The organism is Tistrella mobilis KA081020-065 (genome assembly GCF_000264455.2).
GTDB classification, from domain to species: domain Bacteria; phylum Pseudomonadota; class Alphaproteobacteria; order Tistrellales; family Tistrellaceae; genus Tistrella; species Tistrella mobilis.
Genome location: NC_017956.1, coordinates 2,842,079 through 2,861,533, shown reverse-complemented (window position 1 = coordinate 2,861,533; position 19,455 = coordinate 2,842,079). Strand labels below are relative to the sequence as shown.

Sequence of the window (19,455 nt, the reverse complement as noted above, 5' to 3'; positions counted from 1 at the left end):
CCGGCATGCCGGGTGGGGGCTTCAGCGCATCCACCCGGCGGCCACCTGCGGCACCGGCGCCGAACTGCCGGCATGCCAGTCGTGAGAGGCGGCGAAGGCGCGGAACAGGGTGGTCGCCTCGTCGGGCGCGCCATGCCAGGCCAGGCCGATCAGCCGGGTCGGCTCGTAATCGATGATCGGGATCATGGCGATCCCCGGCCGCTCGAAGCTCTGCGGCATCAAAGCGAGCCCCAGATCGGCGGCGACCAGGGCTACGGTCCATTCGTCCTGGGTGGAGCGGTGGACGATGCGCGGACGGGCGCCGCCGGCCAGGAAATTGCGCCGGATGTCGCCCATCAGCTCGCAATGCCGCCTGAGGATGAAGGGCAGGCCGTCGAGTTCGGGAATGCGCAGCTGGCTGCGCCGGGCGAGCGGGTTGCGCTCCGACACGGCGATGCGATAGCGGTCGCGGAACAGGGGCGCCGCCTGGGCGCGGTCGGCATCATCGGCGATGCGGGTGATGGCGGCATCGATCCGGCCGGCGGTGAGCGCCTCGTCGATCTCGGGCACCGTGCCCTCGAACAGGTCGACATCGACATCGCGCTGGCCGTCGGCGAACTGGGTGAGCAGGGCCGCGATCCGCTCCACCGGCAGGGTCTTGAGTACGCCCAGCCGGAAACCCTGCCGATCGGCACCGCGCCGCGCCGCCTGCTCGGCGATCGCGGCCTCCTGCAGGATCACCCGCGCATGGGGCTGAAACCGCTGCCCCGCCTCGGTCAACTCCACCCGCCGCGCCCGGCGGATGAAGAGCGGCGTGCCGAGCCCGTCCTCGAGCTTGCGGATGCCGGCCGACAGGGTCGGCTGGGTCACGAACACCCGCTCCGCCGCCTTGGTAAAGCTGCCGGTCTCCGCCACCGCCAGAAAATACCGGATCTGATACAGGTCCACGCTACCCGTCCGATGGAAGCTGCCACTGCGATGGCATGATCAGGCCCCGCTAACCAGCCCGGGGAGGCGCGAGCCTCCCCCAGCCGCCATTGCGGCGGCGGCCAAGGGCGCGGCAGCGCCCGCCCGGCGAGGGCCATACACATAGACGCTATCGATGCGTCGCATGAAAAGATACAATTTCGTCTATGGCCGAGCCACTGCTATGGTTCGACCCGAACCGGAGCTGCCGCACCTTAAGACGGAGGCCCGGGAAGCCTCGATGGACACGATCTTCCATGCCGGGAACACGCGGCCGCACCAGCGGGTGCCGGCCGGGCATGTCGGAACGATCCCGAGGGAAGAGGGAGTGACCGCCCATGACCATCACCCTGGCCGAGGCCGAGCGCCTTTTGCCGGCACATGAGCTGCCGGAGTTCCGGGTCCAGGATCCCGATTTCGAGGCGCGCGTCCGGGCGAGCTTCGACGCGCAGGCGATCATGCGCACCATTGGTGCGGTCATGACCCTCTGTGCGCCGGGTCTCTGCGAGATCGAGCTGCCCTGGTCCGAGATGGTGACCCAGCAGGACGGTTTCTATCATGGCGGCATCGTCGGCGCGGTTGCCGACAGTGCCTGCGGCTATGCCTGCCACACCCTGATGCGGCCCCAGACCCGCGTGCTGACGGTCGAATACAAGCTGAACCTGATGGCGCCGGCGGTCGGCCGCAAGCTGATCGCGCGTGCCCGGGTGCTCCGGTCCGGGCGGACGCTGTCGGTCGCGCAATGCGACGTGTTCGGCGACCGCGACGGCCGGCCGATCTTCTGTGCCGCCTCGCAGTCGACCCTCATCGAGGTGAGCGAAATCTGAGTCTGCTCCGGCAGTGCCGCCCGCGGCGCCGGACCGGGATCCAAGGGAGACGATCCAGATGCTGTCGAACTATCCGACGCTGAACTTCGATCTGGGCGAGACCGCCGACATGCTGCGTCAGACCGTGACCAGCTTCTCGGCCCAGGAGATCGCGCCGCGCGCGGCGGAGATCGACCAGACCAACGACTTCCCGGCCGACCTGTGGAAGAAGATGGGCGATCTGGGCCTGCTCGGCATGACCGCCGAAGAGGAATACGGCGGCACCGGTCTCGGCTATCTGGAACATGTGATCGCGATGGAAGAGATCAGCCGCGGCTCGGCCTCGGTGGGTCTGTCTTACGGTGCGCACAGCAATCTCTGCGTCAACCAGATCAGCCGCAACGGCAATGAAGAACAGAAGCGGCGCTATCTGCCCAAGCTGATCTCGGGCGATCATGTCGGCGCCCTGGCGATGAGCGAGCCCGGCGCCGGCTCCGACGTCGTCTCGATGCGGCTGAAGGCCGAGAAGAAGGGCGACCGCTACATCCTGAACGGCACCAAGATGTGGATCACCAACGGCCCCGATGCCGACACGCTGGTGGTCTATGCCAAGACCGATCCGGAAGCGGGCCCGCGCGGCATCACCGCCTTCCTGATCGAGAAGGGCTTCAAGGGCTTCTCGGTCGCCCAGAAGCTCGACAAGCTGGGCATGCGCGGCTCCAACACCGGCGAGCTGGTGTTCGAGGATTGCGAGGTGCCGGAAGAGAACGTGCTGGGCGGCGTGAACAAGGGCGTCCATGTGCTGATGAGCGGGCTCGATTACGAGCGCGCGGTGCTGGCCGCAGGCCCCCTCGGCATCATGCAGTCCTGCATGGACGTGGTGCTGCCCTATGTCCACGAGCGCAAGCAGTTCGGCCGCCCGATCGGCGAATTCCAGCTGATGCAGGGCAAGCTCGCGGACATGTATGTGACGCTGAGCGCCACCCGCGCCTATGTCTACGCTGTGGCCAAAGCCTGCGACCGGGGTGAGACCACGCGCAAGGATGCCGCCGGCGCCATCCTCTACGCGGCGGAAAAGGCGACCTGGATGGCGCTGGAAGCGATCCAGGCCCTGGGCGGCAACGGCTATATCAACGATTATCCCACGGGGCGCCTGCTGCGCGACGCCAAGCTCTACGAGATCGGCGCCGGCACGTCCGAGATCCGCCGCATGCTGATCGGCCGCGAGCTGTTCGGCGAGACGGCGTGACCGATGGGGGCAGCCCGCGCCGGCCGATGACGGCCGGCGGGGCGCGCTGCCCGTGCAGGGGCCCGCGATAAGAGAGATCGAGGAGAGCAGACGTCATGACCACCGCCACCGATCCGATCGTCATCGTCGGCGCCGCCCGCACGCCCATGGGCGGCTTCCAGGGCGAGCTTAAGGACCTGACCGCTTCCGAACTGGGCGCTTCGGCGATCCGCGCGGCCCTGACCCGCGCCGGCGTCGATGCCGCCGATGTCGAGGAAGTGGTGATGGGCTGCGTGCTGCCCGCCGGCCAGGGCCAGGCGCCCGCCCGTCAGGCCTCGCTCGGCGCCGGCCTGCCGCTGGATGCCGGCTGCACCACCATCAACAAGATGTGCGGCTCGGGCATGAAGGCCGCGATGTTCGCCCATGACCAGCTGCTGGCCGGGTCCAACACCGTGATGGTGGCCGGCGGCATGGAGAGCATGACCAACGCCCCCTATCTGCTCGACAAGGCCCGCGGCGGCTATCGCATGGGCCATGGCCGGGTGATGGATCACATGTTCCTGGACGGGCTGGAGGATGCCTACGACAAGGGCCGCCTGATGGGCACCTTCGCCGAGGACACCGCTCGCCATTACCAGTTCACCCGCGAATCGCAGGACGACTTCGCGATCACCTCGCTGAAGCGCGCCCAGAAGGCTGGCGAGGACGGCAGCGCCGCCGTCGAGATCACCCCGGTCAGCGTCAAGACCCGCAGCGGCACGGCCGAGATCGGCATCGACGAGCAGCCGCGCAAGGCCAATCTCGACAAGATCCCGACCCTGCGCCCGGCCTTCGCCAAGGACGGCACGGTGACGGCCGCGAATTCGTCGTCGATTTCCGACGGGGCCGCGGCGCTGGTGCTGATGCGGGCCTCGGAAGCCGAGCGTCGCGGCCTGACCCCGCTCGCCCGGATCCTCGGCCATGCGACCCATGCCCAGGAGCCGGCCTGGTTCACCACCGCGCCGATCGGCGCCATGAACAAGCTCTTCGCCAGGACCGGCTGGTCGGCGAAGGATGTCGACCTCTACGAGATCAACGAGGCCTTCGCGGTCGTCACCATGGCGGCGATGAAGGAGCTGGATCTCGACCACGAGCGGGTGAACATCTATGGCGGCGCCTGCGCCCTCGGCCACCCGATCGGGGCCTCGGGCGCGCGCATCCTGGTGACCCTGCTCAACGGCCTGAAGCGCAACGGCATGACCCGTGGCGTGGCCAGCCTGTGCATCGGCGGCGGCGAAGCGACCGCCATGGCCGTCGAGCTGATGAACTGACCAGACGCCATGTCCGGCCGCCGCAGGGATGCGGCCGGCCGGATCCGATTGCGGCGACAGGCATCCCCACCCCCTCTCCAGCCTGTCGCCGCCGGCCCCGCCGCCGCCGTCCGATGCGGCCCGACCCCCGGTCCCCACTGGCCGGTGGCGGCGGTCAAGCCCGACCAGACCATCTGCCGGAGCGCTTTCGATGATCCTCACCGAAGAGCAGAAGATGATCCGCGACATGGCGCGGGACTTCGCCCAGGGCGAACTGCTCCCCCATGCCGCCGAGTGGAGCCGCGAACACGCCTTCCCGCGCGAGGCGCTGGCCAAGATGGGCGAACTTGGCCTGCTCGGCATGATCGTGCCCGAGGAATGGGGCGGGGCCGGCGCCGACAACGTGTCCTATGCGCTGGCGATCGAAGAGATCGCCGCCGGTGACGGCGCCACCTCGACCATCATGAGCGTGCATACCTCGGTCGGCTGCATGCCGATCCTGAAATTCGGCACCGAAGATCAGAAGCGCCGCTTCCTGCCCGACATGGCCAAGGGGCGCAAGATCGGCGCCTTCTGCCTGACCGAGCCCCAGGCCGGATCGGATGCGAGCGCGCTCAAGACCCGGGCGGTGTTCGAGAACGGCGTCTGGTCGCTGAACGGCACCAAGCAGTTCATCACCTCGGGCGCCAATGCCGATGTCGCCATCGTGTTTGCGGTGACCGATCCGGCGGCGGGCAAGAAGGGCATCTCGGCCTTCATCGTGCCGACCGACACCCCCGGCTACAAGGTCGGACGGGTGGAGGAAAAGCTGGGCCAGCACGCCTCAGACACCTGCCAGATCATCTTCGAGGATCTGAAGCTCACCCCCGATCTGATGCTCGGCAAGCCGGGCGAGGGGTACAGAATCGCGCTGTCGAACCTGGAAGGCGGCCGCATCGGCATCGCGTCCCAGTCGGTCGGCATGGCGCGGGCGGCGCTGGACTATGCGGTGCAGTACGCCCAGGAGCGCGAGAGCTTCGGCGTGAAGATCTTCGAGCATCAGGCGGTGTCGTTCCGCCTGGCCGATATGGCGACCCAGGTGGAAGCGGCGCGGCTGATGGTGGTGCGCGCGGCCCAGATGCGCGATGCCGGCCTGCCCTGCCTGAAGGAAGCCTCGATGGCCAAGCTTTTCGCCTCCGAGATGGCGGAACGGGTGTGCTCGTCGGCGATCCAGACGCTGGGCGGCTATGGCTATCTGGCCGAGTATCCGGTGGAGCGGATTTACCGTGATGTCCGCGTCTGCCAGATTTACGAGGGCACCAGCGACATTCAGCGGCTGGTGATTGCCCGCGCGCTCGCCGCCTGAGTGCCGGACTGATCGAAACGAGGGGGCGACCGGGCCGCAGAAGACCCGGCGCCACCGGTGCGGAGGAGACGCCCCGACCATGGCCGAGCCGATCGACTTCTATTTCGACTTCACCTCGCCCTATGGCTATATCGCCGCCCACCGGATCGAGGACGTGGCCGGCCGCCACGGCCGGGCGGTGCGCTGGCATCCCTTCCTGGTGGGCGCGGTGTTCAAGCTGACCGGCACCCGCGCCGCGATCGAGGATCCGCTGAAGGGCGGCTACGCCCGGCGCGATTTCGTGCGCTCGGCGAAGCTTGCCGGTCTGCCCTTCAACATGCCGTCGACCTTCCCCTTCAATCCGGTCGCCGCCTCGCGCGCCTTCTATTGGGCCGATGCGATCGACCAGGAGGGCGCGAAGCGTCTGGCGCTGAAGATCTACGACAAGGTCTTCGTGACCGATACCGGCCCGGTGACGCCGGAAGCCGTTGCCGATACCGCCGCCGAAGCCGGGTTCGACCGCGAGGCCTGCCTTTCAGCCCTCGGCTCCGACGAGATCAAGGCGAAGCTCCGCGCCGCCGGCGATGCCGCGGTGGCGCGCGGGGTTTTCGGCAGCCCCTTCTTCCTGGTCGATGGCGAGCCCTTCTTCGGGGCCGACCGTCTGCCGCAGGTGGATCGCTGGCTGGAAACCGGCGGCTGGTGAGCATGCCCGACCACCGCCATCCGGCCACGGCTGCCTGATTCCGTCTTCAGTCTGGCTCCGTCTTCAGTCGGACCCCGTCTTCAGTCCGTCTCCGTCCTCAGTCCTAGACGTCCGGGAACCTGCCTGCCATGCGACAGATCAGAAGCGCGGTGAACACCCGCTCCGACGAGTTCCGCGACAACGCCGCCCATATGCGTGCCCAGGTCGACGACCTGAAGGCCAAGGTCGCCGGGATTGCGGCGGGCGGCGGCGAGGCGGCGCGGCAGCGCCATGTCTCACGCGGCAAGCTGCTGCCGCGCGACCGCGTGCGGGCGCTGCTCGATCCCGGTTCGCCCTTTCTGGAGCTGTCGCAGTTCGCGGCCTTCGGCATGTATGGCGAGAACATTCCGGGCGCCGGCATCATCACCGGCATCGGCCGGGTGTCGGGCGTGGAATGCGTGATCGTCGCCAATGACGCCACGGTCAAGGGCGGCACCTATTACCCGATGACGGTGAAGAAGCATCTGCGCGCCCAGGAAGTGGCGATGCAGAACCGGCTGCCCTGCATCTATCTGGTCGACAGCGGCGGTGCCAACCTGCCGCAGCAGGACGAGGTCTTCCCCGACAAGGAACATTTCGGCCGGATCTTCTACAACCAGGCCAATATGTCGGCCATGGGCATCCCGCAGATCGCGGTGGTGATGGGCTCGTGCACCGCAGGCGGCGCCTATGTGCCGGCGATGTCGGACGAGACCATCATCGTCCGCAACCAGGGCACCATCTTCCTGGGCGGCCCGCCGCTGGTGAAGGCCGCCACCGGCGAGGTGGTGACGGCCGAGGATCTGGGCGGCGCCGACGTGCATTCCCGCATCTCGGGCGTGACCGACCACTATGCCCAGAACGACGCCCATGCGCTGGAGATCGCCCGGCGGATCGTGGCCGATCTGAACTGGCGCAAGCCCGCCTCGCTGGCGCTGGCCACGCCCCGCGATCCGGCCTACGACCCGTCGGAGCTGGGCGGCATCATCCCGCGCGATTCCCGCAAGCCCTATGACGTGCGCGAGGTGATCGCCCGCGTGGTCGACGGCTCGGAATTCGACGAGTTCAAGGCGCTCTACGGCACGACCCTGGTCACCGGCTTCGCCCATCTTTACGGCTATCCGGTCGGCATCGTCGCCAATAACGGCATCCTGTTCTCGGAATCGGCCCAGAAGGGCGCGCATTTCATCGAACTCTGCGCCCAGCGCGGCATTCCGCTGATGTTCCTGCAGAACATCACCGGCTTCATGGTCGGGCGGAAATACGAAAGCGGCGGCATCGCCAAGGACGGCGCCAAGATGGTGACCGCGGTGGCCTGCGCCCAGGTGCCGAAATTCACCATGCTGATCGGCGGCAGCTTCGGCGCCGGCAATTACGGCATGTGCGGCCGCGCCTACAGCCCGCGCTTCCTGTGGATGTGGCCCAATGCCCGCATCTCGGTGATGGGCGGCGAGCAGGCGGCGAGCGTGCTGGCCCAGGTGAAGCGCGATGCCATGGAAAAGCGCGGCCAGGATTGGGATCCGGCCGAGGAAGACGCCTTCAAGGCACCGATCCGCGAGCAGTACGAGGTTCAGGGCCACCCCTATTATTCCTCGGCGCGGCTGTGGGACGACGGCATCGTCGACCCGGCCGACACCCGCCGGGTGCTGGGGCTGGGACTGTCCGCCTCGCTCAACGCACCCATCGAGCAGACGCGCTTCGGCGTGTTCCGCATGTGACGGACGCCCTCCCTTCCTGCCTCCGTCCCTGCCAGACAGCCAATCGAGGATGCCCGGACGATGACCGATACCTCTCCCGTTGCCGTGGTCGTCTCGACCGATGACCGGGGTGTCGCACGCGTCACCATGGCGCGGCCCGAGATCCACAACGCCTTCGACGACAAGCTGATCGCGGAACTGACCCGGATCTTCCGGGCGCTCGACGACGATCCCGCGGTGCGGGTGGTGGTGCTGGCCGCCGAAGGCAAGAGCTTCTCGGCCGGTGCCGACCTGAACTGGATGCGGCGCATGGCCGGATACAGCCGGGACGAGAACCTGACCGATGCGGGCGCGCTGGGGGCCATGGTCCGGGCGCTGAACGATCTGTCGAAGCCGACCCTGGCCCTGGTGCAGGGGGCGGCCTATGGCGGCGGGGTCGGACTGGTGGCAGCCTGCGACATCGCGATCGCCACCCCGCGGGCCAAATTCGCGCTGACCGAGGTCAAGCTCGGCATCATCCCGGCGGTGATCAGCCCCTATGTGATCAACGCGATCGGCCTGCGCTGGGCCCGGCGGCTGTTCGTGACCGCCGAGGCGATCGATGCCGACCGGGCGCGCGAGATCGGGCTGATCCACGAGGTGGTGGCCGCCGAGGAACTGGAGGCGGCGGGCGAGCGGCTGGTGCAGCTGATGCTCGCCAACGGCCCCGAGGCCATGGCCGCCGCCAAGGATCTCGCCTTCGCCGTGGCCGGCCGGCCGATCGACGATGCGGTGGTGGCCGATACCGCCGCCCGCATTGCCGACCGGCGTGCCTCGGACGAGGGGCGCGAGGGGCTGACGGCCTTCCTTGAGAAGCGCACGCCGTCCTGGCGCGGCTGACGCCCGAAAAACCTTCCGCTTCCGTCATTCACGCCAAGACTTCAGAACCGGGGACCGACACGCATGTTCGGCAAAGTCCTGATCGCCAACCGCGGTGAGATCGCCTGCCGCGTGATCCGCACCTGCCGCCGGCTCGGCATCGCCACGGTGGCGGTCTGTTCCGAGGCCGACCGCAACGCCGCCCATGTCGAAATGGCCGACGAGGCGGTGCTGCTCGGGCCCGCGCCGGCGCGCGACAGCTACCTGAAGGCGGATCTGATCCTGAAGGCGGCCCGCGACACCGGCGCCCAGGCGATCCACCCGGGCTATGGCTTCCTGTCCGAAAATGATGCCTTCGCCGAGGCCTGCGCCGCGGCCGGGGTGGTGTTCATCGGCCCGCCCGCCGATGCCATCCGGGCGATGGGATCGAAGAGCGCCGCCAAGCGGATCATGGAAAAGGCCGGCGTACCGCTGGTGCCCGGCTATCACGGCGAGGATCAGGATCCGGAGCTGCTGCTGTCGGAAGCCCGCCGGATCGGCTGGCCGGTGCTGATCAAGGCGACCGCCGGCGGCGGCGGCAAGGGTATGCGCGCGGTGCATTCCGAGGCGGAATTCCCCGCGGCCCTGGCCGGTGCCAAGCGCGAGGCGGCGGCGAGTTTCGGCGACGACCGGGTGCTGATCGAGAAGTATCTGGTGACGCCGCGCCATATCGAAATCCAGGTCTTCGCCGATCAGAGCGGCCAGGCGGTCTATCTGTTCGAGCGCGACTGTTCGATCCAGCGCCGCCATCAGAAGGTGGTGGAAGAGGCCCCGGCACCCGGCATGGACGAGGCGACCCGCCGTGCGATGGGCGAGGCGGCGGTGAAGGCTGCCCAGGCGATCGGCTATGTCGGCGCCGGTACGGTCGAGTTCATCGTCGATGCCTCGCCCGAGGGCAAGGGTGCCTTCTACTTCATGGAGATGAACACCCGTCTGCAGGTCGAGCATCCGGTGACCGAGGCGATCACCGGCCAGGATCTGGTCGACTGGCAGCTGCAGGTGGCCGATGGCCGGCCGCTGCCGCTGGCCCAGGACGAGCTGACCATCAACGGCCATGCGATCGAGGTCCGGCTCTATGCCGAGGATCCCGACGGCGACTTCCTGCCGGCGACCGGCCGGCTGGCCCACCTGGTGCCGCCCATCGGGCCCGGGGTCCGGGTCGACAGCGGTGTCCGCGCCGGCGACGAGGTGTCGATCCATTACGACCCGATGATCGCCAAGCTGATCGTCCACGGCGCCGACCGGGCCGAGGCGATCCGGCGGCTGCAGGCGGCGCTGGCCGATTACGAAGTCGCCGGCCTGAAGACCAATCTCGCCTTCCTGCGCCGGGTGGCGGCCCATCCGGCCTTCGCCGCCGCGGAACTCGACACCCGCTTCATCGAGCGGCACCGCGCCGATCTGCTGCCCGGGCCGGTGCCGGTCTCGGACCGGGTGCTGGCGACGGCGGCGCTCCACCGGCTGCTGGTGCTGGCCGGCGCCACGGCGGAGCGGGCGGCGGCATCCAGCGATCCGCACAGCCCATGGGCGATCGCCGATGGCTGGCGGATGAACGCGGTCAGCCATGTCGATGACCATTTCCGCGACGGCGAGCGCGAAATCGCGGTGCGGGTGCATTTCCATGCGGCCGGCTATGGCGTGTCGGTGGGCGAGGGGCCGGAGCAGCCGGTCCGCGCCACGATCGAGGCCGACGGCCGGATGATCGTCGATCTGGACGGTCATCGCTTCACCGCCCGGGTCGCCGAGGTCGGGGCGCGGGTGCATGTCTGGGCGGCGGGGGAGGCATGCCGCGGTCGAGCGCTTCGACCCCTTCGCCTTCACGGGCGACGAGGGGGCGGGCGGCGGCCGGCTGGTGGCGCCGATGCCGGGCAAGGTGGTGCAGGTGCTGACCGAGGCGGGGGCCGCGGTCACCAAGGGTACGCCGCTGATCGTGCTGGAGGCGATGAAGATGGAACACACCATCTCGGCTCCGGTCGACGGAACGGTCGATGCGGTCCATTATGCCGCGGGCGACCTGGTCGAGGACGGGGCGGAGCTGATCGCCTTCGCCCCCGCCGAGGCCAAGGCGTGAGGCAATTCCAGACGGAGGACGAGATCATGGCCCTGCCTTCCGAGGTCCGGATCGTCGAGGTCGGCGCGCGCGACGGCCTGCAGAACGAGAAGGAGGTCGTGCCCACGGCCGTGAAGATCGAGCTGATCGAGCGTCTGGCCGCCGCCGGCCTGCCGGCGGTGGAGGCGACCGCCTTCGTCAGCCCGAAATGGGTGCCGCAGATGGCCGATCATGCCGAGGTGATGCGCGGCCTGACCCGGCGCCCGGGCACCCGCTACCCCGTGCTGACCCCCAATCTGAAGGGGCTGGAATTGGCGCTGGAAGTGGGGGCCGACGAGGTTGCGGTGTTCGGCGCCGCATCGGAAGCCTTCAGCAAGCGCAACATCAACTGCACCATCGCCGAAAGCCTGGAGCGCTTCCGCCCGGTGGTGGAGCGGGCGCGCGAGGCCGGCGCCCAGGTGCGCGGCTATGTCTCCTGCGTGCTCGGCTGCCCCTATGAGGGCGAGATCGACCCCGCGAAGGTGGCCGAGGTGTCGAAGGCGCTCTACGAGATGGGCTGCTACGAGGTCTCGCTGGGCGACACGATCGGCACCGGCACCGCCGGCAAGGTGAAGACGCTGATCGACACCGTCGCGGCCGTGGTGCCGCGCGAGAAGCTGGCGGTGCATTTCCACGACACCTATGGCCAGGCCCTGGCCAATATCCTGGCGGCGCTGGAAGAAGGCATCGCCGTGGTCGATGCCTCGGTCGCGGGTCTCGGCGGCTGCCCCTATGCCAAGGGGGCGACCGGCAATGTCGCGACCGAGGACGTGCTCTATATGCTGAACGGCATGGGCATCCGTACCGGCATCGATTTCGATGCGGTGCTGCAGGCCGGCTGGTTCATCTCGGATCAGTTGGGCCGGCCGCCGGCAGGGCGGGTGTCGCGCGCCCTACGCGCGAAATGCGAGGCGGCCTGACCGGCCGTGTCCGCCGCTCCACGCAGAATGCCGGGCCTGATATCAGCCGCCCTGCCGCCGATCGTCTCGGCGGCAGGGCTTCTGCTTGCCGTGATCGCCCCCTGGATGTTCGGGGATGTGGCCCCGGCCTGGCAGGCGGGCGGGCTCGCCCTCGCCATGCTGGTTCTGGTGGCGACTGCCGCCGCACCCGAGGCCTATGCCGCGATCCTGTTCTTCGCCGGGGCCGCCATCCTGGGGGTGGCACCACCCGATACGGTGTTCTCGGGCTTCCATTCCGGCGCCTTCTGGCTGGTGCTCTCGGGCCTCGTCTTCGGGGCGGCGGCGCGCCATGCGGGGCTGGCCGACCGTCTGGCCCGCCAGGCGGCGGGCGTGTTCGGCACCTCTTACGCGGCGCTGATCGCCGGCATGGTGGCGGCGGGCGTGCTGCTCGCCTTTCTGGTGCCGGCCGCGGTGGGGCGGGTGGCGCTGCTGGTGCCGATCGCGCTGGCCCTGGCCGAGCGCGCGGGCTATGACGCCGGCCATCCCGGCCGCACCGGGCTGGTGATGGCGGCGGCGCTGGGCACCTTCTTTCCACCCTTCGGCATTCTGCCGGCCAATGTGCCGAACATGATCCTGACCGGCGCGGCGGAAACGCTCTACGACCATCATTTCAGCTATGGCGGCTGGCTGGCGCTGCATTTCCCGGTGCTGGGCATCCTGAAGGCGGTGCTGCTGGTGGTGCTGCTGGTGCGGCTGTTTCCCGCCCCGCCCCCGCGTGAGGCCGGGGCGCGTGAGGCCGGGGCCATGGCGCCGGGTGTGGCGGCCGACCCGCGGGCGCTGGGCCGGCTGGCGTTGATTCTGGGGGCCACGTTGGCGCTTTGGGCAACCGACTGGCTGCACGGGTTGAAGCCGGCCTGGGTCGGGCTTTCGGCCGCGGCCCTGATCCTGACCCCCGGCCTGCGCCTGGTGCCGGCGGATTTCATCCGCACCGGCCTGCCGGTCGGCACGCTGATCTTCATCGCCGCCATGCTGTCGCTGGGGGCCGTGATCTCGGCCGCGGGGCTGGGCGATGCCATGGGCGGGGTGATGATCGACCTTGCCGGCTTCGAGCCCGGGGCCGATGCGCTCAACGTCTACAAGCTGGGGCTGATCTCGACCGTGGTCGGGCTGCTGGGCTCTCTGCATGGCACACCGGCGATCATGACACCGCTGGCCGCCCGGCTGGCGGAGGCGACCGGGCTGTCGCTCGACACCGTGCTGATGACACAGGCGCTGGGCTTTTCCACCGCCCTGCTGCCCTATCAGTCGCCGCCGGTGATCGTGGCGCTTGGCCTGTCGGGCATCGGTCAGGGCGCGGCGGCGCGGGCGATGATCGCGCTCGGGTTGGCGGCAATGCTGCTGCTCTGGCCGCTTGATCTCGTATGGTGGACTGTTCTGGGCCGGATCTGACGGGGAGCCGTTTCCGGCGGCAGAATGAACGCGCCCAGGCCCTTGGCGGGGGCGATAGCCGTGGTATGCTTCAATCGTAATGCGACATTGTTTACGATCGGAAGCAACTGATGGTGTCGTCGGATCCTCGAAGACCCGGTCATGGCGCGCGACCGGCCGCCGAAGTCTACGAGCAGGCCATGGCCGGGGCGGATTTCCCCCTGCTGGAGAGCATCGGCTACCTGGTGCGTGATGCCCATCGGGCCTATCTGCGTGCCATGCAGATGCGGGTGGCGGATACCGAAGTCACCATGGGCATGTGGTTTTTCCTGCGCATCCTGTGGCAGGAAGAGGGGATCACCCAGCGCGACCTCAGCCGGCGCATCCGGATGATGGAGCCGACGACGGTGACGGCGCTCCGGCTGATGGAGCGACGCGGTCTGGTGCGCCGTGAGCGCGACGTGCATGACCGCCGCCGCAGCCTGGTCTACCTGACCGATCGCGGCCGGGCGCTGCGTCACGAATTGCTGCCCCGTGCGGCCGAAACCAATATCGCCGCCATCGACGGCCTTGCCAGCGATGAGATTTACGGTCTGCGCGACCTGCTGGTGCGGGTGATCGCCAATCTGGATCGCGACATCGCCGAACGCGGCGCCGACCCCGAGGCGGTCGAGGACGAGATCGCCGATCGCGGGAGCTGAGCGCCCCGAATCCCCCTGTCACGACAGGTAATTTTATTACCAATTCTTCCGGGTGCTTTCGAAGGGAAAATGACGTCGAATTGGCGGCCAGCAACTTTCCCTCTATTTCAGACGGGCGTGCGGTGGGCGATTGAAAGCCCTGCGGCGCGGTGACAGATTGACTCCCAACAGCAACAGAATTCGCTTCGGCGAAGACAGTCGGCCATCTTGGGAAGATGGCCGAAGGGGAGAAAACATGTCCGTATTTTCTTGTGCCGCGTTCGACGGTCACGAGCAGGTGATCTTCGGCCATGATCCCGAAACCGGGCTGAAGGCGATCGTGGCCCTCCATTCCACCGTGCTGGGCCCCGGTGTCGGCGGCTGCCGGATGTGGGCCTACCCCGACGAGGCCGCCGCCGTGACCGATGTGCTGCGGCTGGCCCGCGGCATGACCTATAAGAACGCCATGGCGGGGCTGGATTTTGGCGGGGCCAAGGCCGTCATTCTGGGCGATGCCCGCCGCGACAAGACACCGGCGATGATGCGCGCCTTCGGCCGCTTCGTCGAAAGCCTGGCCGGCCGCTACATCACGGCCGAGGATGTCGGCATCGGCACCGACGATATGGCCCATGTGCGGCGCGAAACCGGCCATGTTCTGGGCCTGGCCGAGACCAGCGGCGACCCGTCGCCCTTCACGGCACTGGGCGTTTTTCTGGGCATCCGCGCGGCCCTGGCCCATGCCCGCGGCAGCGACGAGCTGACCGGCGTGACCGTGGCGGTTCAGGGGCTGGGCCATGTGGGGGCCGATCTGGCCCGGCGGCTGCACGAGTCCGGTGCCCGGCTGGTGGTGGCCGATATTCACCGCGATGCCACCGACCGCGTGGCGGCCGCGACCGGCGCCCGCGTCGTCGACCCGGCGGTGATCCATGCCGAGCCGGTCGATGTCTATGCCCCCTGCGCGCTGGGCGCGGTGCTGAACGACCGCACCATCCCCGAGATCAAGGCCGGCATCGTCGCCGGTGCCGCCAACAACCAGCTGGCGGAGCCGCGCCATGCCCGGATGCTGGCCGATCGGGGCGTGCTTTATGCCCCCGATTACGTGATCAATGCCGGCGGCGTGATCAACATCGCGGTCGAGCACGGGCCGGCGGGCTATGACGTGGCGCGGGCGACGGCGCTGGTTCGGGGTATCGGCGACACCATGTCGCGCATCTTCGCCGAAGCGGCGAGGACGGGCCGCACCACCGCCGAAGTGGCGGATGCCATGGCCGAGGCGCGCATCCGGGCGGCTGCCGCGAAGAAGAAGGCGGCCGACGCGGCCTGACCGGGCGCCATGGGCGGCGGGACGATCGGCCGCGGGGGCAAACTCGAGGTCGCAATCGTCACGCATTCCGGCGAGGATGGTGCAAAGCAACAAGCCAAGCGTCCGTCCACACGAGGCCCGGAAACCGACCGTTCCCATGCTCAGGATCGCCAACCGACCGTTCGAGGATATCCGTGCCGGCGACAGCGCCTGCCTGGTTCACGAGGCAGGCCAGCCGCTTGCCGACCGGCTGGGCGAGATCGCCCGCGAGATCGACCCCGCCCATATCGACCCGGCACTCGCGGCCGATGCCGGCTTTCGCGGCGTCGCCGCCTTCACCGCTCTGCCGGGGCTGATGATCGACCTGCTGATCGCGGCCGAACTGCCCGGCCCCGGCGCCGAAATCCTGGGCTCGCGGCTGGACCGCACCGGCCAGGTGGCGGCCGGTGACCGGCTGACGGCAAAGCTGGTGGTCCGGACGCTGGGCGCCGATCGCCGCCTGACGCTGGATGCGACCGTGGTCGCGGCCGATGGCCGGCTGGTCGCGACCGGATCGGCCGAGGTCCGTGCCGCAGAGGCCCGTGTCGACCGGCCCTTCGTCGTGACCCCGCAGGCGACCGTCGCCGCCGAGGCGGCGGCGCCCGAGAACCGGCCGGTCTATCGCCGCCTGCTGGCGGCCACCGCCGATCTGCCGCCGATCGCGACCGCCGTGGTCCATCCGGTCGATGCCAATTCGATCGAGGGCGCGCTGGATGCGGCGGCGGCCGGGCTGATCCAGCCGATCCTGATCGGCCCCGAGGCCAAGATCCGGGCGGCGGCAGAGGCCGCCGGGCGCAGCCTGTCGGGCATCCGCATCGTCGACCAGCCACACAGCCATGCCGCCGCCGAACGGGCGGTGGCGCTGGTGCGCGAGGGCGAGGCCGCGGCGATCATGAAGGGCGCGCTGCACACCGACGAGGTGATGGCCGCCGCCGTCGACAAGGTGACGGGTCTGCGCACCGGCCGGCGGATGAGCCATGTCTTCGCGCTGGACGTGCCGGCCTATCCCAAGCCGCTGTTCGTGACCGATGCGGCGATCAACATCTATCCGGATCTCGCCGCCAAGCGCGACATCGTCCAGAACGCCATCGATCTGGTCCGGGCGCTGGGGACCGATCGGCCCAAGGTCGCGATCCTGTCGGCGGTAGAGACGGTCTATCCGGCCATCGCCTCGACGCTGGAAGCGGCGGCGCTGTGCAAGATGGCCGATCGCGGCCAGATCACCGGCGGCCTGCTCGACGGCCCGCTCGCCTTCGACAATGCGGTCTCGAAGGCGGCGGCCAAGGCCAAGGGTATCGTGTCCGAGGTGGCGGGCGATGCCGACATCCTGGTCACCCCGGATCTGGAAGCCGGCAATATGGTCGCCAAGCAGCTGATCCATCTGGCCGGCGCCGAGGCCGCAGGCCTGGTGCTGGGCGCGCGCGTGCCCATCATGCTGACCAGCCGTGCCGACGGCCCGGCCGCCCGCCTCGCCTCGGCGGCACTGGCGCAGATCTTCGTCCATCGTGGGGCACGGCCATGACCGAGCAGCTGATCATCACCGTGAATGCCGGCTCGTCGAGCCTGAAATTCGGCGTCGTCCGCCTGTCGGACATGGAGGAGATCGGCCGGGCCGAGGTCGAATCCATCGGCACGCTGAGGGGCCCGTCGGCCAAGGGGCGCGGCGCGCATCTGGAGGAGATCGGCCAGCCACCGGAGGGCCTGGCCGATCATGCCGGGCTGACGGCCTGGGCGCTGGACCGGATCGCGGCGGTCGTCCACAACCTGGGCGAGGTGGCGGCGGTGGGACATCGCGTGGTCCATGGCGGTGCCCGCTTCGATGCGCCGGTGGTGGTGGATGATGCGGTGATCGCGGCGCTGGAGGGCTTCGTGGCCCTGGCGCCCAATCACCAGCCGCACAATCTGTCGGGGATTGCCGCGACCCGGAAGCTCTGGCCGGATCTGCCGCAGGTCGCCTGTTTCGACACCGCCTTTCACCGCAGCCAGCCCCGGATCGCCCAGACCATGCCGATCCCGCGGGAGCTGACCGACGAGGGCGTGCTGCGCTATGGCTTCCACGGCCTGTCTTACGCCCATATCGCCCATGTGCTGCCGGATCATGCCGGCCCGCGCGCCGACGGGCGGGTGATCGTGGCGCATCTGGGCCACGGCGCCAGCCTTTGCGGCATGCTCGCCCGGCGGTCGGTGGCGACCACCATGGGCTTTACAGCACTCGACGGGCTGATGATGGGCAAGCGGTCGGGGGCGATCGACCCCGGCGTGGTGCTGCATCTGATCCGCGACCGGGGCATGACGGCGGCCGAGGTCGACCGGCTGCTGAATGCCCGCTCGGGTCTGCTCGGCGTGTCGGGCGTCTCCGACGACATGCGCGTGCTGGAGACCTCATCGGATCCGAAGGCCGAAGAGGCGATGGCCCTGTTCGCCTATCGTGCCGGTCGCGAGGCGGGCTCGGTGGCGGTGGCGATCGGCGGACTGGACGTGCTGGTGTTCACCGCCGGCATCGGGCGGTATTCAGCCGGCATGCGGGCGCGCATTGCCGCCCATCTGGGCTTTCTGGGCGTGACCCTCGATCCGGCGGCCAATGCCGCCCACGGCCCGGTGATTTCGGCCGCTGCGAGCCCGGTGCTGGTTCTGGCGCTCGACACCGATGAAGAGGCGGTGATCGCGCGCGAAACGGCGCGGCTGATCTTCGGATAGGGGCGGGCTTCGGATGGAGGAGGGGGCGGGGTGCTGCTGCGGATTGCACCTCTTCCCCCACACGCGCTAGGATGGGATCCGGGACACGACCAGACGTGCCGTCGGCAACGACGGGAACACCAGACGAGGCAAGGCCCGACCTCGGCGGCACGCCATCCGCACCAGCGACGATCGATCCCCCTCACGCCGGAGACTGCGGCCCGACATGCCGGGCAGGACCGGCCCCGCCTGTTTAGCGGGCCGCCCCCGGTCATGATCGCCCTGCCAGCATCCCGGCGCTCCGGAGCGGAGACGCCCTCATGTCCGAGATGTTCATGCATCCGGGTGCCCCGCCGCACCCCTCCTGCCACCTGCCGGCCCCCGACCAGCCGGCCCGGCTGTGGCTTGCCGTCTGGCCGTCGGCGGCCGACGGCATCAGCGATCCCCGCGATGCCGGCCTCGCCATCGCCGAGGCCGCCCGCATTCTGGCCCGCGACACCCAGGTCGCCATGCTGGCTCGCGCCGGCGATCTTGCCGACGCCTCGATGCGCTGCGGCGCCGGGGTGGGGGTGTCGTCCTGGGAAGGCAGCCTGGCCTGCTTTGCCGATCGCCGCCCGTCGATGGGGCGGACGGCCGATGGCGCGCCCTGCGCGGTGGAATGGCCGGTCGACCGCAGCCACCATCACGACGATTGCGACGTGGCCGGCCGCCTGCTGGCGCTGGCCGGCGACGAGACGGTGGGCCGCATCCTGCTCGACATCGACGGCCGGGCCGGCATGGTCGCGGCCGATGGCGGCGGGGTGCTGGTAGCAAGCGAGGTGCTGGTCGGCGGGCGAGAGGCCGACCGCGAGGCCATGGCCGTGCATCTGGCCGCAACCTTCGGCGCGACCCGCGTGGTCTGGGTGCCGGGTGGATTTTCGGGCGACGAGCGGCCCGGCAATCTGGATGGCGTGGTCCGTTTTCTGGCGCCGGGGGTGGTCGCCGTGGCGGTGGCGCCCGAAGGCGATCCGGATCATGCCGCCCTGGCCGAGATCCGGCGCCGGCTGGAGGTGGTGACCCTGGCCGACGGCATGCCGATGAGCGTGGTGCCGGTGCCCCTGCCGAAGCGCCGGCCGCGGGACGACGCCGGGCGGCTGCTGCCCGCAAGCTATCTGAGCCTGCTGCGTGACGGCCGCCGGCTGGTGGTGCCGGGCTTCGAAGACGGCAACGATGCAGCGGCGCTGAAGGCCCTGTCCAGGGCCCTGCCCACCGCGGCGATCGAGCAGGTGCCCTGCCCGGCGCTGGCTCCCTTCGGCGGCTTCGCCCGCCTGGCCGTGGCCCTGCCGCAACCGGCCCCGATGCCCGAGGCCGATGACGCCGGCCTGATCGAGGCCGCCCCGGCCGACGACCTCCGCTAGACGGAGGTCGTCGGCCGGGAGGGCGGCGAGAGGGGCCGGG

Annotated in this window: 15 protein-coding genes and 1 pseudogene; 15 read left to right on the top strand and 1 reads right to left on the bottom strand. The window is 69.5% G+C overall.

Annotated elements, in window-relative coordinates:
• Positions 1–21: 21 nt before the first annotated feature.
• A complete protein-coding gene (locus TMO_RS13000) occupies positions 22–927 on the bottom strand; it encodes a LysR family transcriptional regulator (protein WP_014746096.1) in 906 nt (301 codons plus the stop codon).
• Positions 928–1,283: 356 nt separating this feature from the next.
• On the opposite strand from TMO_RS13000, the gene TMO_RS12995 reads away from it, so the two are divergent.
• From TMO_RS12995 to TMO_RS12925, 15 genes and pseudogenes are all read left to right on the top strand, one after another.
• Complete coding sequence (locus tag TMO_RS12995) at positions 1,284–1,772, top strand: PaaI family thioesterase (protein ID WP_014746095.1); 489 nt, start codon at positions 1,284–1,286, stop codon at positions 1,770–1,772.
• A 58-nt stretch (positions 1,773–1,830) separates the two neighbouring features.
• Entirely contained in the window at positions 1,831–3,000 is a 1,170-nt protein-coding gene (locus TMO_RS12990) for an isovaleryl-CoA dehydrogenase (RefSeq protein ID WP_014746094.1), read from the top strand.
• Between the two features lie 95 nt (positions 3,001–3,095).
• Positions 3,096–4,289: an acetyl-CoA C-acetyltransferase gene (locus TMO_RS12985; RefSeq protein WP_014746093.1), complete on the top strand. Its 1,194-nt coding sequence runs from the start codon at positions 3,096–3,098 to the stop codon at positions 4,287–4,289.
• A 190-nt stretch (positions 4,290–4,479) separates the two neighbouring features.
• On the top strand, positions 4,480–5,613 hold the full coding sequence (locus TMO_RS12980; RefSeq protein ID WP_014746092.1) for an acyl-CoA dehydrogenase: 1,134 nt from the start codon (positions 4,480–4,482) through the stop codon (positions 5,611–5,613).
• Between the two features lie 79 nt (positions 5,614–5,692).
• Entirely contained in the window at positions 5,693–6,295 is a 603-nt protein-coding gene (locus TMO_RS12975; protein WP_014746091.1) for a 2-hydroxychromene-2-carboxylate isomerase, read from the top strand.
• A gap of 128 nt (positions 6,296–6,423) precedes the next feature.
• Positions 6,424–8,031 carry a carboxyl transferase domain-containing protein gene (locus TMO_RS12970; protein ID WP_014746090.1) on the top strand — a complete coding sequence of 536 codons (1,608 nt, stop codon included), beginning with the start codon at positions 6,424–6,426 and terminating at the stop codon, positions 8,029–8,031.
• Between the two features lie 60 nt (positions 8,032–8,091).
• Positions 8,092–8,889 carry an enoyl-CoA hydratase/isomerase family protein gene (locus TMO_RS12965; RefSeq protein WP_014746089.1) on the top strand — a complete coding sequence of 266 codons (798 nt, stop codon included), beginning with the start codon at positions 8,092–8,094 and terminating at the stop codon, positions 8,887–8,889.
• Between the two features lie 63 nt (positions 8,890–8,952).
• Positions 8,953–10,975: pseudogene (locus TMO_RS12960) on the top strand (acetyl-CoA carboxylase biotin carboxylase subunit).
• Positions 10,976–11,001: 26 nt separating this feature from the next.
• Positions 11,002–11,913 carry a hydroxymethylglutaryl-CoA lyase gene (locus tag TMO_RS12955; protein WP_041604960.1) on the top strand — a complete coding sequence of 304 codons (912 nt, stop codon included), beginning with the start codon at positions 11,002–11,004 and terminating at the stop codon, positions 11,911–11,913.
• A 27-nt stretch (positions 11,914–11,940) separates the two neighbouring features.
• A complete protein-coding gene (locus tag TMO_RS12950) occupies positions 11,941–13,341 on the top strand; it encodes an SLC13 family permease (RefSeq protein ID WP_014746087.1) in 1,401 nt (466 codons plus the stop codon).
• Between the two features lie 110 nt (positions 13,342–13,451).
• Complete coding sequence (locus TMO_RS12945; RefSeq protein ID WP_014746086.1) at positions 13,452–14,021, top strand: MarR family winged helix-turn-helix transcriptional regulator; 570 nt, start codon at positions 13,452–13,454, stop codon at positions 14,019–14,021.
• A gap of 235 nt (positions 14,022–14,256) precedes the next feature.
• Positions 14,257–15,324: a Glu/Leu/Phe/Val family dehydrogenase gene (locus TMO_RS12940; RefSeq protein ID WP_014746085.1), complete on the top strand. Its 1,068-nt coding sequence runs from the start codon at positions 14,257–14,259 to the stop codon at positions 15,322–15,324.
• A gap of 136 nt (positions 15,325–15,460) precedes the next feature.
• The gene (locus TMO_RS12935) at positions 15,461–16,864 is read left to right on the top strand and encodes a bifunctional enoyl-CoA hydratase/phosphate acetyltransferase (protein ID WP_014746084.1); all 1,404 of its coding nucleotides are present in this window, start codon (positions 15,461–15,463) and stop codon (positions 16,862–16,864) included.
• Entirely contained in the window at positions 16,861–18,039 is a 1,179-nt protein-coding gene (locus tag TMO_RS12930) for an acetate/propionate family kinase (RefSeq protein WP_014746083.1), read from the top strand. Before TMO_RS12935 ends, TMO_RS12930 begins: the two co-directional genes overlap by 4 nt.
• A 299-nt stretch (positions 18,040–18,338) precedes the next feature.
• Positions 18,339–19,415, top strand: coding sequence for an agmatine deiminase family protein (locus TMO_RS12925; RefSeq protein ID WP_014746082.1), 1,077 nt, complete (start codon positions 18,339–18,341; stop codon positions 19,413–19,415).
• The last annotated feature ends 40 nt before the right edge of the window (positions 19,416–19,455 follow it).